This window comes from Pseudalgibacter alginicilyticus (genome assembly GCF_001310225.1).
Classification (GTDB): domain Bacteria; phylum Bacteroidota; class Bacteroidia; order Flavobacteriales; family Flavobacteriaceae; genus Pseudalgibacter; species Pseudalgibacter alginicilyticus.
This window is the reverse complement of record NZ_CP012898.1, coordinates 1,780,327-1,794,516: the sequence shown is the minus strand read 5'-3', so window position 1 is coordinate 1,794,516 and position 14,190 is coordinate 1,780,327. Positions and strand designations below refer to the sequence as shown.

Below are 14,190 nucleotides of genomic sequence, written 5' to 3'. Positions count from 1 at the left end.
GTGACTAACTCAAATAATTAAATTATAGTGGATTGTCCTAAATGTATGTTTGTAAAGTTTAAATTGGTTTCTTCTGGATTATTAATAAAATCTTCAATAAAATCACCTACTTTACTAGTTGATATATTATCGTATTTAGTATTTAAATCGGGCGTTGTAATTTGTAATTGTAATGATTTATCAACCGCTTTTTTGATAAGATTAGCCTCCTCATATAAATCAAAGTGTTCTAATAACATAGCAGCAGACAAAATAGCTGCAATTGGGTTTGCAATACCTCTATCAGTCGCTTTGTAATAAGCACCATGTATTGGTTCAAACATGGAATATTTATCTCCAATAGATGCAGATGCCAATAAGCCTATAGAGCCAACAATAACACTCGCCTCTTCAGAAATAATATCTCCAAACATATTTTCAATTAGTATAATGTCAAACTGTTTTGGATTTAAAATAAGTTGCATGGCAACTTGGTCAACATACAAGTAGTTAACCGCCACGTCAGGATATTGTATAGCTATTTCTTTAATAATTTTTCTCCAAAGTTTTGAACTTGCTAATACATTGGCTTTATCTACTAAAGTTAATTTGTGTTTCCTAGATTGGGCTGCTTTAAAAGCTCGGTGAGCTACACGTTCTATTTCATTGCGCGTGTAAGTACAAGTATCTGTAGCCGTATTGCCGTCTTCACTAAATGTTTTTTCACCAAAATAAATACCTCCTGTAAGTTCTCTATAAAAACAAAGATTGACATCTTTAATCCATTTTTTTCTTAAAGGCGATTTATTAGATAAATCTTCATAAGCAACTACAGGTCTAATATTTGTGTGTAAATCAAGTTCTTTTCGTAAACCTAAAAGACCTTGTTCTGGTCTTATTTTAGCCTCAGGATCGTTCTCATATTTAGGGGAACCAATAGCTCCAAATAAAATAGTGTCTGCTTTTTTACAAAGAGCTAATGTTTCTTCAGGTAAAGCAATGCCAGTTTTGTTAATCGCTGCTGCACCTACTAAACCATATTCAAAAGTAAATATATGATCGTATACTGTAGCAATGCTTTTCAGCGCTTTTACAGCTTGAGCAATTACTTCTGGACCTATGCCATCACCCGGTAAAACAGCGATATGTAACTTCATTTTTTTAAACCTATTTTATGACGATGTGTTGATTTCTTTAAAAACAGAACTGGACTCTATGATTTCATGAATATCGGTATCAACAATTTCTTTCTTTTTATCTGCAAAGTTTAAGAAATCAACATAAATTTCATCTAATTGAAGTTTTGTTAATTCATAGCCTATATTTTTTGCTCTATATGCCAAAGCGGCTCTTCCACTTCTTGCAGTAAGTACAATTGCAGATTCTGTTACGCCAACATCCTTAGGGTCTATAATCTCGTAAGTTTCACGATTTTTAATAACACCATCTTGATGAATTCCAGAGCTGTGGGCAAATGCATTAGCACCTACAATAGCTTTGTTGGGCTGGGTATAAATACCCATATTGTCAGATACCAATTGGCTAATGCCATAAAGCATTTCAGTACGAATATTAGTATCTAAATTTAAGTATGGGTGTTGTTTTAAAATCATGACAACTTCTTCTAAAGCGGTGTTTCCAGCACGTTCACCAATACCATTAATAGTACATTCTATTTGTCTGGCACCATTAATAACACCTTCAATAGAATTAGCTGTTGCTAAACCTAAATCGTTATGGCAATGGCAGGACAAAACGGCCTTTTCAATACCCTTTACGTTTTCTTTAAGGTATTTTATTTTTGCTCCATATTCACTTGGTAAGCAGTAACCAGTAGTGTCAGGGATATTTAATACTGTTGCACCTGCTTTAATAACAGCTTCGCAAACACGAGCTAAATAAGCATTATCTGTTCTACCAGCATCTTCAGCATAAAACTCCACGTCTTCCACAAAAGATTTAGCATAGCTTACGGCTCTTACAGCACGTTCTATAATGGCATCTTGTGTAGATTTAAACTTGTGCTTTATATGAGATTCAGAAGTACCAATACCTGTGTGTATTCTTGGTTTTTTTGCGTATTTTAGTGCTTCGGCAGCAACTTTTATATCATTTTCAACAGATCTTGTAAGACCACAAACAGAAGCGTTTTTAACAAGTTTGGAAATAGCTTCTACCGATTTAAAATCGCCAGGGCTTGAAACAGGGAAACCAGCTTCAATGATGTCAACACCTAAAAAGTCAAGTTGCTCTGCAATAATTAATTTTTGGTCAGTATTTAGTTTACAACCAGGTACTTGCTCGCCGTCACGTAGGGTGGTGTCAAAAATTTGTACGATGTTATCAGACATTTATTAAAATATATTTTCTTATTGTGCTACGAATGTATAATTTGGTTTCCTAAATTGAGAATTCATCGTTTTATTTTTACGATGTTTAACGTATTTGTGTTGTGTTTAAGTTGTTGAAAACTAAGTATTTAATATTGTAATTATCATTATGACAAAGGAGCAAAAAGATAATTTGTTTGTGCTAATAAAGTCTCTGTCTAAATCTGAAAAGAGACAGTTTAAACTTTATGTAGGAAGATTAGGGGTTAATGAAGATTCAAAATTTTTAATGCTCTTTAATATTCTTGATAAATTACCAGCATATGATGAAGTTGTAATTTTGAAGAAAGGTATTGTGAAAAAGCAACAACTTTCTAATTTAAAAGCGCATTTATATAAGCAGATTTTGATAAGCTTAAGGTTAAATCCGTCACATCAAAATATTAGAATTCAAATTCGTGAACAACTTGATTTTGCAACCATTTTATATCATAAAGGACTCTACAAACAAAGCTTAAAAATACTAGATAAAGCTAAGAGTCTGGCTATTGTTAATGAGGAAAAAAATATAGCTTCAGAAATTGTTGAACTTGAAAAAGTAATAGAATCGCAGTATATTACAAGAAGTTGGAGTAGTAGAGCCGATGAATTAACTATTCAAGCTAAAGAGCTTAGTCAACAAAATGTATTGGCAAGTAAGTTGTCAAACTTATCACTTCAATTGTATGGGTTGTTTTTAAAAAATGGTTATGTTAAGAGTGAAAAAGAAACACAACGCATTACAGATTATTTTAATGATAGACTTCCTAAATATGAAATTAGTGCTTTAAATTTTAGAGAAAAATTGTGGCTCTATAAGGCGTATCTGTGGTACAGTTTTTTAACTCAAGATTTTTTATCTTGTTATAAATATGCTTCAAAATGGGTAAACCTTTTTTATGAAAACAAGGATATGATTGTTTTAAATCCGGTGTTCTTTTTAAGAGGGAATCATTATCTGTTAGAGTCCTTGTTTTACTTGAGGCATTATGATAAGTTTAAAGAGTCGCTATCAAAATTGGAGACTGTAACTAAAGAGTCTTGGTTTCCTATTGATGATAATATTGAAGGATTAACCTTTTTGTATGTGTATAATAATAAATTTAATTTACACTTTACTGAAGGACGTTTTGAAGAAGGATTACCTATGATTGATGAGGTTTTAGAAAAACTAAAAAAATATCAAGATAGAATTGATAAGCATCATGTTATGGTGTTTTATTATAAAATAGCCAGTATGTATTTTGGGGCTGGTGAAAACAGAAAATGTATTTATTTCTTAGAAAAAATAATAAGCAATAAATCGCTTGAAATGCGTGAAGATTTGTTGTGTTTTTCAAGGGTGTTAAATTTGGTAGCACATTATGAAGCTGGATTGGATTATAATTTAGAAGTACTTATAAAAAGTACCTATAAATTTTTAATCAAAATGGAGGAGTTATATGAAGTGCAAAAAGAAATGATAAAATTTTTGAGGGGATTGGGTGATATTTATCCACACGAAGTTAAAGGTGCATTTGTTAAACTCCATGAAAAATTAAAGGAATTTGAAAAAGATCCCTATCAGAGTAGAGCTTTCCTATATTTGGATATTATTTCTTGGTTAGAAACTAAAATTGAGAACAAGCCAATAGGATTAATAATTAGAGAAAAATTTCAGGAAAATATTTTGAAAAAGTAAATTTCGTAGAAAAAATTTGGATATTACACTTAATTAATTGAATATTTGCATTCACAAAGTTCAAAAACTTACTGAAATGTTATCAAGAAAGGTGGAGGGATTAGACCCTTTGAAACCTTAGCAACCCTTTACACTTAGTAATGAAGGTGCTAAATTCTACTTAAATTCCCGATTCATTTATCGGAATTTGGATAGATAACTTAACAAAATTACTTTCTGTAATTTTATAATTTCTTATAACATTTTTCTATTAAGTACGCTAAATAATAGCTTATTTTGGCTTTTGGTTTACAAAGAGATTCAGAAATAATGGTTTTTCTGTTTCCTTTGATAATGTTATTCTCGCAAATGAGGGTAACCTATAAATATTAACTAAAAAATTAGAAAAATGAGTACACTTAAATTTGAAACTAATGCCTTACACGCAGGACATGATGTAAAAGTAAACGGCGGAACCCGAGCGGTGCCAATTTATCAAACAACATCGTATGTTTTTAACGATACAGATCATGCAGCTAATCTTTTTTCATTAAAAGAATTAGGGTTTATTTATACACGATTAAATAATCCAACAAACCAAATTTTACAAGATCGTTTAGCGGCAGTAGAAGGCGGTATAGGGGCTGTAGTATTTGCTTCTGGAACAGCAGCAATTTCTACAGGCTTATTAACTTTGTTAAAAGCTGGCGATCACATTGTAGCATCAAGTAGTTTATATGGAGGTACGTTCAACCTATTAAATGTGACGCTACCAAGGTTAGGTATAACAACAACCTTTGTGGATGCAGATAATCCAGATAATTTTGCAGCAGCTGTTCAAGATAATACCCGTGCCTTTTTTGTGGAATCTTTAGGGAATCCAAAATTAGATGTCTTGGATTTAAAATCTATATCCGTACATGCAAAAGCAGCTGGTGTACCTTTTATAGTTGATAATACAGTGGCAACATCCGTATTAGTTAAACCAATAGAACATGGGGCAGATATTGTAATTCATTCGTTAACAAAATACGTAGGTGGGCAAGGTACATCCTTAGGTGGAGCTATTATTGATGCAGGTACATTTGATTGGACTAACGGAAAATTTCCAGAATTTACAGAACCATCAGCAGGATATCATGGCTTAGTATATAGCGAAGCTTTAGGAGCAGCAGCCTATACTTTTAAATTGATACTGGAAGGATTACGTGATTTTGGTGGAGCTTTAAGTCCAACCAATGCTTTTAATATTATCCAAGGTTTAGAAACATTGCCTGTAAGAATCAAACAACACAGTGCAAATGCTTTGGAATTAGCTAAATGGTTAGAAGCACAAGATGAAGTAACATGGGTAAATTACCCAGGGCTTGAAAGTAGTAAGTATAAAAAATTAGCTGATAAATATTTGCCAAATGGACAAAGTGGATTGATTACTTTTGGAGCTAAAGGTGGTTTTGATGCAGCAAAAACAATTTCTGATAATACGAAATTATTTTCATTACTGGCAAACATTGGGGATACCAAATCGTTGATTATTCACCCGTCAAGTACCACACATCAGCAATTAACAGAGGAAGAACAAATATCTGCAGGTGTAACTACTGATTTAATCAGATTGTCTGTTGGGCTTGAAAATATTGAAGATTTAAAAGCTGATTTAAAAGAAGCATTTAGCAAAATATAATCTAATATAGACCTTTTCAGGTTTATATAGGTTGGTATAATCGACATCAAAACCTGAGAGGTCTTTAAAAATAATACTATTGAAGCATTTATTACAACATATTGATATTAAAGATTTTATAACTGAAAGTAAAGCGCTTATTCCTGAAATAAAATTAAGCTATCAAACTTTTGGAAAACCTTTAGGGTCAGCTCCAGTTGTGTTGGTAAATCATGCTTTAACAGGCAATAGTAATGTCGCTGGAAAGGATGGTTGGTGGAGAGATTTGGTTGGGAAAGAGAAAGTGATAGATACAAATCTTTACACAATATTGGCATTTAACATTCCTGGAAATGGATTTGATGGTTTTATTATTGAAAATTATAAAGATTTTGTGGCAAGAGATGTTGCTAAAATATTTTTAATAGGACTAAAAGAATTAAAATTAGGTAGACTTTTTGCTATTATTGGAGGCTCTTTAGGAGGGGGCATTTCTTGGGAAATGGCTGTGCTTAATCCAGACATAACAGAGCATTTAATTCCAGTGGCTACGGATTGGAAATCCACAGATTGGCTGATTGCCAATTGTCAAATTCAGGAAGCTTTTTTGTTAAATTCTAATAATCCCGTTCACGACGCGAGAATGCACGCTATGTTGTGTTACAGAACACCAGAATCTTTTAAGGAACGTTTTCATCGTTCAAAAAATGCTAACTCAGAGGTGTTTAATGTGGAGAGTTGGCTGTTGCATCATGGTAATAAATTACAAGAACGTTTTCAATTGTCAGCTTATAAGTTGATGAATCAACTATTAAGAACTATTGATGTAACAAAAAACCGGGAGGGTGAATTTATTCTTGAAAATATTAAAGCCAATATTCATATAATAGGTGTTGATTCAGATTTGTTTTTTACAGCTGAAGAGAACAAACAAACCCATAAACAATTGGCGCTAACGCATCCAAATGTAACCTATAATGAAATCAATTCGGTACATGGGCACGATGCATTTTTAATGGAGTACGAACAACTTGAAAAAATTATAGAGGGCATCTTTTTGCCTGATTCTAAAAAAAGAAGCATGAAAATATTAAAGTTTGGTGGTATATCTTTAACAAACGGAGACGGTTTAGGTAAGGTGATTTCTATCATTGAGAAAAAAGTTAAAGATGGAGAACGTATTGCGGTAGTAGTGTCAGCAAGAGGAAAAGCAACGGATGAGCTTGAGTCTTTGCTAACAAAAGCGGCAAGAGGTGAGGATTATCAGAGTAAATGGAATGCTTTTAAAGCCTACCAATCAGAACCATTTGATGGGATAGATTTTTCAGTAGAGTACGCAAAACTCAATAAGCTATTTGAAGGTGTTAGTTTGTTAGGTGATTATAGCAAAAAAACAAAAGATGAAGTTTTGGCACAAGGAGAATTGTTGTCAGCTAAAATGGTAGCGCAATTGCTTAATGCTCAAAACATAAAATCTAAAGCTATAGATTCGAGAGAGCTGATTAAAACGGATGATAACTTTGGGAACGCACAACCTATTTTGCAATTATCTAAAGATAATATTAAAAAGCATTTTAAGGAAAATTCAAGCGTTGTAAATATTGTTACAGGATTTATTGCTTCAAACTTGAAAAATGAAACTACTACACTTGGTAGAAACGGTAGCAATTACACGGCTGCATTGTTGGCAAATTATTTAGATGCAGACGAGTTGCAAAACTATACACACGTTAATGGTATTTATACCGCTAATCCAGACTTGGTTGCCGATGCAAAAAAAATAAGAGAATTGTCATTTAGTGAGGCTAATGAATTAGCAAACTTTGGTACGACCATCTTACATGCTAAAACAATCATTCCATTGGTTGAAAAAAATATCAATCTAAGAATTTTGAACACCTTTAATCCAGAGGATGAAGGGACGTTAATTACTGCAAAGCCAAATTCTAAGGAAGTCACTTCATTATCCGTTTTAGACAATGTGGCTTTATTGAATTTAGAAGGTCGTGGCTTATTGGGCAAGAGTGGTGTAGATGCGCGAATATTTGGCGCTTTGGCAACAAAAAATATTAGCGTAAGTATTATTTCTCAAGGTTCGTCTGAAAGAGGTATTGGTTTTATAATTAATGCAGACCAAGCTACTCAAGCAGTAGTTGCTTTGGAGCGTGAATTTGAAAACGATTTTTATTCACAAGATGTGAACAAAATTGCGGTAGTTGATGATGTGTCTGTTATTTCCATAATTGGTATTGAGTTAAGTTCGTTTCATAAACCATTTAATGCACTCATAAAAAATCAAATCACTCCGCTATTGTTTAATAATACAGTAACAGGGCGTAATGTGAGCTTGGTGGTTAAAAAATCGCAGTTGCATAAAGCATTGAATGTAATTCACGGTGAAATATTTGGTATTTCAAAAAGAATTAATATTGCTATTTTTGGACATGGTGGTGTTGGAGGTGCTTTAATTAATCAGATTTTAAAATCGAAGGATGAAATTGAAAAGCGAAAAGGCATCAGTTTAAATGTGTTTGCAGTAGCTAATTCTAAACAAGTTATTTTAAATAAAAAAGGTGTAGATAAAAATTGGGAACAATCTATTCAGTCAGCAACTAATAATTTTACAATTAAAGATATTATTGACTATACAAAAACGCATCATTTAGAAAATTTAATCGCGGTTGATAATACGGCAAGTTCAGAGTTTTATAAAAATTATGTGCCATTGGTTGAGGCTGGTTTTGATTTGGTATCGTCAAATAAAATAGCAAATACCATTTCGCATGATTTTTACAAAGATTTACGCGTTCAGCTTAAAAATAATAATAAGCAATATTTATATGAAACAACGGTTGGTGCTGGTTTGCCATTAATTGATACTATCAAACTATTACATGAATCAGGAGAAAATATCACAAGAATTCGTGGCGTGTTTTCAGGAACGTTAAGCTATTTGTTCAATAATTTTTCGGTAGAGGATAAACCATTTAGTGCTATCGTTCAAGAAACGATTGATAAAGGATTTACTGAACCTGATCCACGAGAAGATTTTTCTGGAAATGATGTAGCAAGGAAGTTATTGATTCTTGCAAGAGAATTAGATTTGCAAAATGAATTTGAAGATGTATCTGTGCAAAATTTAATTCCTGAAGCATATCAAAATATTTCAGTAGAATCATTTTTAAAACAATTAAATGTTTTAGATGAAGAATTTCAAAAAATAAAAAGCAATCAAAAACCGGGGCATGTATTGAGATATGTTGGTGATTTGTCAGGAGATTTATCTCGAGACAAAGGGAATTTGGAAGTTAAATTAGTATCTATTCCAGAAGATAGTACTTTAGGCCATATTAAAGGGTCTGATGCTATATTTGAAATATTTACAGAATCTTATGGAGAACAGCCTATAGTTATTCAAGGTGCTGGCGCTGGTGCAGAAGTTACTGCGCGAGGAGTTTTTGGAGATATTTTAAGGTTGTCTAAGCATATAAATTAAATAAAGTTTAGTTATTTTCACCAAGGCAGGAATCTGTCTAATTTTAGGTTTAAATATTAAGACTGCTAAAAATAAAGAATGAGTAAAGAGAAACAGTTTGAAACCGAAGCTATCCGTACACAGTTAGAGCGTAGTGATTTCTTAGAACACACAAGTCCCTTGTACTTAACATCAAGTTTTGTATTTAAAGATGCAGAGGATATGCGTGCTTCGTTTGCGGAAGAGAAGGAACGTAACATTTATAGCCGATTTACAAACCCCAATACATCAGAGTTTGTAGATAAAGTTTGTAAAATGGAAGGAGCAGAAGCAGGTTATGCTTTTGCTACAGGTATGTCCGCCGTGTTTTCAACATTTGCAGCTTTATTAAATAGTGGCGATCATATTGTGTCGTGTCGTTCTGTTTTTGGTTCAACACATACTTTATTTACTAAATATTTACCAAAATGGAATATCACAACCAGTTATTTTAAGGTAAGTGAGGTAGATAAAATAGAAAGCTTAATTACGTCAAACACTAAAATATTATATGCAGAGTCGCCAACAAATCCTGCAGTAGATGTGATTGATTTAGAGTTGTTAGGAGCTATTGCTAAAAAACACAATTTACTTTTAGTGATAGATAATTGCTTTGCGACACCATATTTGCAACAACCTATTAAATTTGGTGCACATTTGGTAATTCATTCGGCTACAAAATTAATAGATGGGCAAGGACGTGTATTAGGAGGTGTAACTGTTGGAAATGCTGATTTAATTAGAGAGATTTATTTGTTCTCAAGAAATACAGGTCCCGCACTATCCCCATTTAATGCATGGATGTTATCTAAAAGTTTAGAAACTTTAGCGGTTAGAGTAGATAGACATTGTCAAAATGCTTTAAAGGTGGCAGAGTTTTTAGAAATGCATCCGGAAGTAAATTGGGTAAAATATCCATTTTTAAAGTCCCATCCGCAATATGAAGTTGCAAAAAAACAAATGAAAGCTGGAGGAAATATTGTTGCTTTTGAGGTTAAAGGAGGAATTGATGCAGGACGAAAGTTTTTAAATGCCATAAAAATGTGCTCGTTGTCGGCAAACCTTGGAGATACTAGAACTATTGTAACACATCCAGCAAGTACCACACATAGCAAATTATCAGAAACAGATAGATTGGAAGTTAGTATTACAGACGGTTTGGTAAGAGTATCTGTTGGTTTGGAACATGTAGATGATGTTATTACTGATTTAAAACAAGCTTTAAATTAGTACTTTAGCATCATGTTATCTAAAAAAACTAAATACGGACTAAAAGCACTTACATATATAGCAAGAGCAAGCCAAGAATGTCCAGTTCAAATAAGTGAAATTTCTAAAAAGGAGCATATTCCGCATAAATTTTTAGAAAGTATTTTATTGACGTTAAAAAAATCGGGTTTTTTAGGTTCTAAAAAAGGCAAGTTAGGGGGGTATTATCTCTTAAAAAAGCCTGAAGATATTTTAATGACAGATGTTTTAAGGATTCTTGAAGGACCCATTGCTATGGTGCCTTGTGTAAGTTTGAATTTTTATGAAAAGTGTGATGATTGTGTTGATGAGCATGCGTGCAGTGTCAATAAACTTATGATTCAAGTGAGAGATAGTACACTAAATGTTTTGAGAAATAATACATTGGCAGATTTGTCTTATGTTGATAAAAATAAAGATAACATAAAAAAATGATGCTTTTTAATTATTTTTTTCAGTTTAACCTAAATATCTTTCATTGTTCTAAAAAAATGGTAATCATTCTTTGTTGTTTCATAAAAAGTATTACATTTGCAATCCCTACTAATCCGATAGGGTTAATATAAAACTTGTTAAAAATGATTGGGCAAATGATATTAAAAGAAAAAGAAAGTGCTACTTATAAAGAGGATGTTGTTAAAGAGAAGCCTTTAAGAAGTATCGTAAAATCGATAAGCTGGAGAATTATTGGAACTTTAGATACTATTTTAATTTCTTGGTTAATTACAGGGAAATTAGCTTTAGCATTTTCAATTGGTTCTATTGAATTAGTTACAAAAATGGTATTGTACTTTTTTCACGAGCGTATTTGGAACACCATTAAATGGGGTAGATAATTTACAGTAGATAATAGAAATATGATTTCACAAGAACAATTAAACATACTAAATAAAGAGTTTGAAAAGGCTCAACCTTCAGATATTGTAAATAAAGCATTGGAGCTTAGTCAGGAAGCGGTGGTAACTACAAATTTCAGGCCATATGAAGCTACTATTCTTCATGCGGTTACAGCTGTAAATCCTAATATTCCAGTGGTTTGGTGTGATACGGGCTATAATACGCCGCAAACTTACAAACATGCAGAGCAGGTAATTAAAGATTTGAATTTAAATATTTTTCTTTACGTTCCAAAACAAACATCTTCCCATAGAGATGTGGTATTAGGGATTCCAAGTGTGGATGCACCAGAACATGCTTTGTTTACTGAACAGGTAAAGTTAGAGCCATTTAGAAGAGCTATGGATGAGCATAAGCCAAAAGTGTGGTTTACAAACTTGCGTCAAGGACAAACGGCTTTTAGAGATAGTATAGGGATTTTTAGTATAAGTAAAGATGGGGTTTTAAAAGTAAGTCCGTTCTATTATTGGTCTGATGAAAAATTGGATACGTATATTGAAGAAAATAAATTAACAAACGAATTTAAATATTTTGACCCAACAAAAGCGTTAGAAAACAGAGAGTGTGGTTTACATGCTTAGGATAAATGACAAATAAGATTATGAATAAAGACACATCAAATATAAATTCATTAGAAAACGAAGCTATTTACATTATGCGTGAAGTGGCAGCACAATTTGAAAAACCTGTGTTGTTGTTTTCTGGAGGTAAAGATTCAATTACTTTGGTAAGATTGGCTGTAAAAGCTTTTTATCCAGCAAAAATACCTTTCCCTTTAATGCATATAGATACTGGTCATAATTTTCCAGAAACTATTGAATTTAGAGATCGTTTGGTTAAAGAATTGGGTTTAGAATTAATTGTTCGTAATGTTCAAGATTCTATTGATGAAGGGAAAGTTAAAGAAGAATCTGGTCGTTATGCAAGTAGAAATATGCTACAAACCACTACGCTTTTAGATGCTATTGAAGAATTTAAGTTTGATGCTTGTATTGGTGGAGCCCGACGTGATGAAGAAAAAGCAAGAGCTAAAGAGCGTATTTTTTCTGTACGTGATGATTTTGGTCAATGGGATGAGAAAAATCAACGTCCTGAGTTGTTCGATATGTTGAATGGACAAATTGAGCATGGACAAAATGTACGTGTATTTCCTATTTCAAACTGGACTGAGTTAGATGTTTGGTCTTATATTGAAGCTGAAAATATTGAAATTCCATCTATCTATTTTGCTCACAAACGAAAAGTGTTTTTACGCGACGGTATGATTTGGTCTGCTGAAGATGATGTGGTTTATAGAGATGAAAATGAAGAAGTAATAGAAAAAATGGTTCGTTTTAGAACTGTTGGGGATATGAGTTGTACAGCGGCAGTATTATCTGATGCAGTATCTATTTCTAAAGTCGTAGAAGAAATTAGAGATTCTACTATTTCTGAGCGTGGAGCACGTATTGACGATAAACGCTCGGAAGCAGCCATGGAAAAACGTAAACAACAAGGGTATTTTTAAAATACAATTTTGTTATTTCCATTAAAAACGGAAATCTTTAAAATGAATTAAAAATTAGGCTAAATAGCTAAAAACTAAAAGCCAACAGCATAAAAAAAACATGGAAGTATTAAAAATTGCAACAGCAGGAAGTGTAGATGATGGGAAAAGTACGTTGATAGGACGTATTCTTTATGATACAAAATCATTAACATCTGATAAATTAGAAGCTATTGAAAAAACAAGTAAACAACGCGGATATGATTATTTGGATTTTTCATTGGCTACAGATGGTTTAGTGGCAGAAAGAGAGCAAGGCATTACTATTGATGTTGCACATATTTATTTTTCAACTAAAAAGAAAAGTTACATCATTGCAGATACGCCTGGTCATGTGGAATATACCCGAAACATGGTTACAGGGGCATCAACATCACAAGCATCTATTATTTTAATTGATGCCAGAAAAGGTGTTATTGAGCAAACCAATCGTCACTTTTTTATTAATAATTTATTAAGAATTAAAGATGTTGTAGTTGCTATAAATAAAATGGATTTGGTTGATTATTCTGAAGATGTTTATAATAAAATAAAAGCAGACTTTTCAGATTTGATGAGTAAAAGAGATTATCAAGATCAAAAAATCACTTTCATCCCTGTGAGTGCTTTAAAAGGTGATAATGTTGTAAATAAAACAGATAAAATGCCTTGGTATAAAGGCGATGCTTTATTGGAGCATTTAGAGCAATTAGATAAAAAAGATATTTATAATGTAGGTACTCCACGTTTCCCTGTTCAGTATGTTATTCGTCCTAAAACTGAAGATTTTCATGATTTTAGAGGGTATGCAGGTAAAGTTTACGGTGGCGAGTTAAGCGTAGGAGATGATATTATTGTGTTGCCTTCAAAAACGCGTTCAAAAATAAAAGATATTTATTTCTATGATGAAAAATACCAAACGGCTTCAAGACGTTCATCGGTAACAATCACTTTAGAAAACGATATAAATGTTAGTAGAGGTGATATGATTGTGAAAGAAGGGGATTTGCCAACTATTGATAAGCAATTTACAGCTAACGTTTGTTGGATGGATTCTAATCAATTAACTGTTGGAGGAAAATATGTTGTGCAACACGGAGTTAATAAAGTATTAGCAAAAGTGGATAGAATAAATCACAAAATTCATCCTGATTATTCTGGTTTTGAAAAAGATGTTACAGGATTAAATGTTAATGATATTGCGTCTGTAACTTTTAAATTAAACAAACCAATTTTTTACGATCAATTTAAAAATCATAGAACAAACGGATCGTTTATTTTAATTGATACACAGAATAATAATACTGTGGGAGCTGGTTTTATTCAATAAAAAAA

Annotated in this window: 11 protein-coding genes and 1 riboswitch; of the genes, 9 read left to right on the top strand and 2 right to left on the bottom strand. The window is 32.4% G+C overall.

The window, feature by feature from the left end; translation table 11 throughout:
* Positions 1-17: 17 nt before the first annotated feature.
* Positions 18-1,136, bottom strand: coding sequence for a 3-isopropylmalate dehydrogenase (leuB, locus tag APS56_RS07450; protein ID WP_054726739.1), 1,119 nt, complete (start codon positions 1,134-1,136; stop codon positions 18-20).
* Positions 1,137-1,151: 15 nt separating this feature from the next.
* Complete coding sequence (locus APS56_RS07445) at positions 1,152-2,330, bottom strand: 2-isopropylmalate synthase (protein ID WP_082379293.1); 1,179 nt, start codon at positions 2,328-2,330, stop codon at positions 1,152-1,154.
* Positions 2,331-2,478: 148 nt separating this feature from the next.
* Here APS56_RS07445 and APS56_RS07440 point away from each other — a divergent pair, with 148 nt between their 5' ends.
* The 9 genes from APS56_RS07440 to APS56_RS07400 all read left to right on the top strand — a co-directional run bounded on the left by APS56_RS07440 (position 2,479) and on the right by APS56_RS07400 (position 14,185).
* A complete protein-coding gene (locus tag APS56_RS07440; protein WP_054726722.1) occupies positions 2,479-4,029 on the top strand; it encodes a hypothetical protein in 1,551 nt (516 codons plus the stop codon).
* A gap of 76 nt (positions 4,030-4,105) precedes the next feature.
* Positions 4,106-4,231, top strand: a riboswitch (SAM riboswitch).
* Between the two features lie 186 nt (positions 4,232-4,417).
* Positions 4,418-5,692, top strand: a complete 1,275-nt coding sequence (locus APS56_RS07435) for an O-acetylhomoserine aminocarboxypropyltransferase/cysteine synthase family protein (protein ID WP_054726719.1) — start codon at positions 4,418-4,420, stop codon at positions 5,690-5,692.
* Between the two features lie 79 nt (positions 5,693-5,771).
* Positions 5,772-9,167 carry a bifunctional aspartate kinase/homoserine dehydrogenase I gene (gene thrA, locus APS56_RS07430; RefSeq protein WP_054726716.1) on the top strand — a complete coding sequence of 1,132 codons (3,396 nt, stop codon included), beginning with the start codon at positions 5,772-5,774 and terminating at the stop codon, positions 9,165-9,167.
* Positions 9,168-9,245: 78 nt separating this feature from the next.
* On the top strand, positions 9,246-10,415 hold the full coding sequence (locus tag APS56_RS07425; protein WP_054726714.1) for a trans-sulfuration enzyme family protein: 1,170 nt from the start codon (positions 9,246-9,248) through the stop codon (positions 10,413-10,415).
* 12 nt (positions 10,416-10,427) lie between these two features.
* Complete coding sequence (locus tag APS56_RS07420) at positions 10,428-10,868, top strand: RrF2 family transcriptional regulator (protein WP_054726711.1); 441 nt, start codon at positions 10,428-10,430, stop codon at positions 10,866-10,868.
* Positions 10,869-11,023: 155 nt separating this feature from the next.
* Complete coding sequence (locus tag APS56_RS07415) at positions 11,024-11,269, top strand: DUF2061 domain-containing protein (RefSeq protein ID WP_236778475.1); 246 nt, start codon at positions 11,024-11,026, stop codon at positions 11,267-11,269.
* A gap of 21 nt (positions 11,270-11,290) precedes the next feature.
* A complete protein-coding gene (locus tag APS56_RS07410; RefSeq protein ID WP_054726708.1) occupies positions 11,291-11,911 on the top strand; it encodes a phosphoadenosine phosphosulfate reductase domain-containing protein in 621 nt (206 codons plus the stop codon).
* A 20-nt stretch (positions 11,912-11,931) separates the two neighbouring features.
* Positions 11,932-12,837 carry a sulfate adenylyltransferase subunit CysD gene (gene cysD / locus APS56_RS07405; protein ID WP_054726706.1) on the top strand — a complete coding sequence of 302 codons (906 nt, stop codon included), beginning with the start codon at positions 11,932-11,934 and terminating at the stop codon, positions 12,835-12,837.
* Between the two features lie 100 nt (positions 12,838-12,937).
* Positions 12,938-14,185 carry a sulfate adenylyltransferase subunit 1 gene (locus APS56_RS07400; protein WP_054726703.1) on the top strand — a complete coding sequence of 416 codons (1,248 nt, stop codon included), beginning with the start codon at positions 12,938-12,940 and terminating at the stop codon, positions 14,183-14,185.
* Positions 14,186-14,190 lie beyond the last annotated feature (5 nt).

Bases quoted from the DNA above. Each gene is read 5' to 3' on its own strand.
- leuB (WP_054726739.1), bottom strand. From the start codon at position 1,136: ATGAAGTTACATATCGCTGTTTTACCGGGTGATGGCATAGGTCCAGAA.
- APS56_RS07445 (WP_082379293.1), bottom strand. From the start codon at position 2,330: ATGTCTGATAACATCGTACAAATTTTTGACACCACCCTACGTGACGGC.
- APS56_RS07440 (WP_054726722.1), top strand. From the start codon at position 2,479: ATGACAAAGGAGCAAAAAGATAATTTGTTTGTGCTAATAAAGTCTCTG.
- APS56_RS07435 (WP_054726719.1), top strand. From the start codon at position 4,418: ATGAGTACACTTAAATTTGAAACTAATGCCTTACACGCAGGACATGAT.
- APS56_RS07425 (WP_054726714.1), top strand. From the start codon at position 9,246: ATGAGTAAAGAGAAACAGTTTGAAACCGAAGCTATCCGTACACAGTTA.
- APS56_RS07420 (WP_054726711.1), top strand. From the start codon at position 10,428: ATGTTATCTAAAAAAACTAAATACGGACTAAAAGCACTTACATATATA.
- APS56_RS07415 (WP_236778475.1), top strand. From the start codon at position 11,024: ATGATATTAAAAGAAAAAGAAAGTGCTACTTATAAAGAGGATGTTGTT.
- APS56_RS07410 (WP_054726708.1), top strand. From the start codon at position 11,291: ATGATTTCACAAGAACAATTAAACATACTAAATAAAGAGTTTGAAAAG.
- cysD (WP_054726706.1), top strand. From the start codon at position 11,932: ATGAATAAAGACACATCAAATATAAATTCATTAGAAAACGAAGCTATT.
- APS56_RS07400 (WP_054726703.1), top strand. From the start codon at position 12,938: ATGGAAGTATTAAAAATTGCAACAGCAGGAAGTGTAGATGATGGGAAA.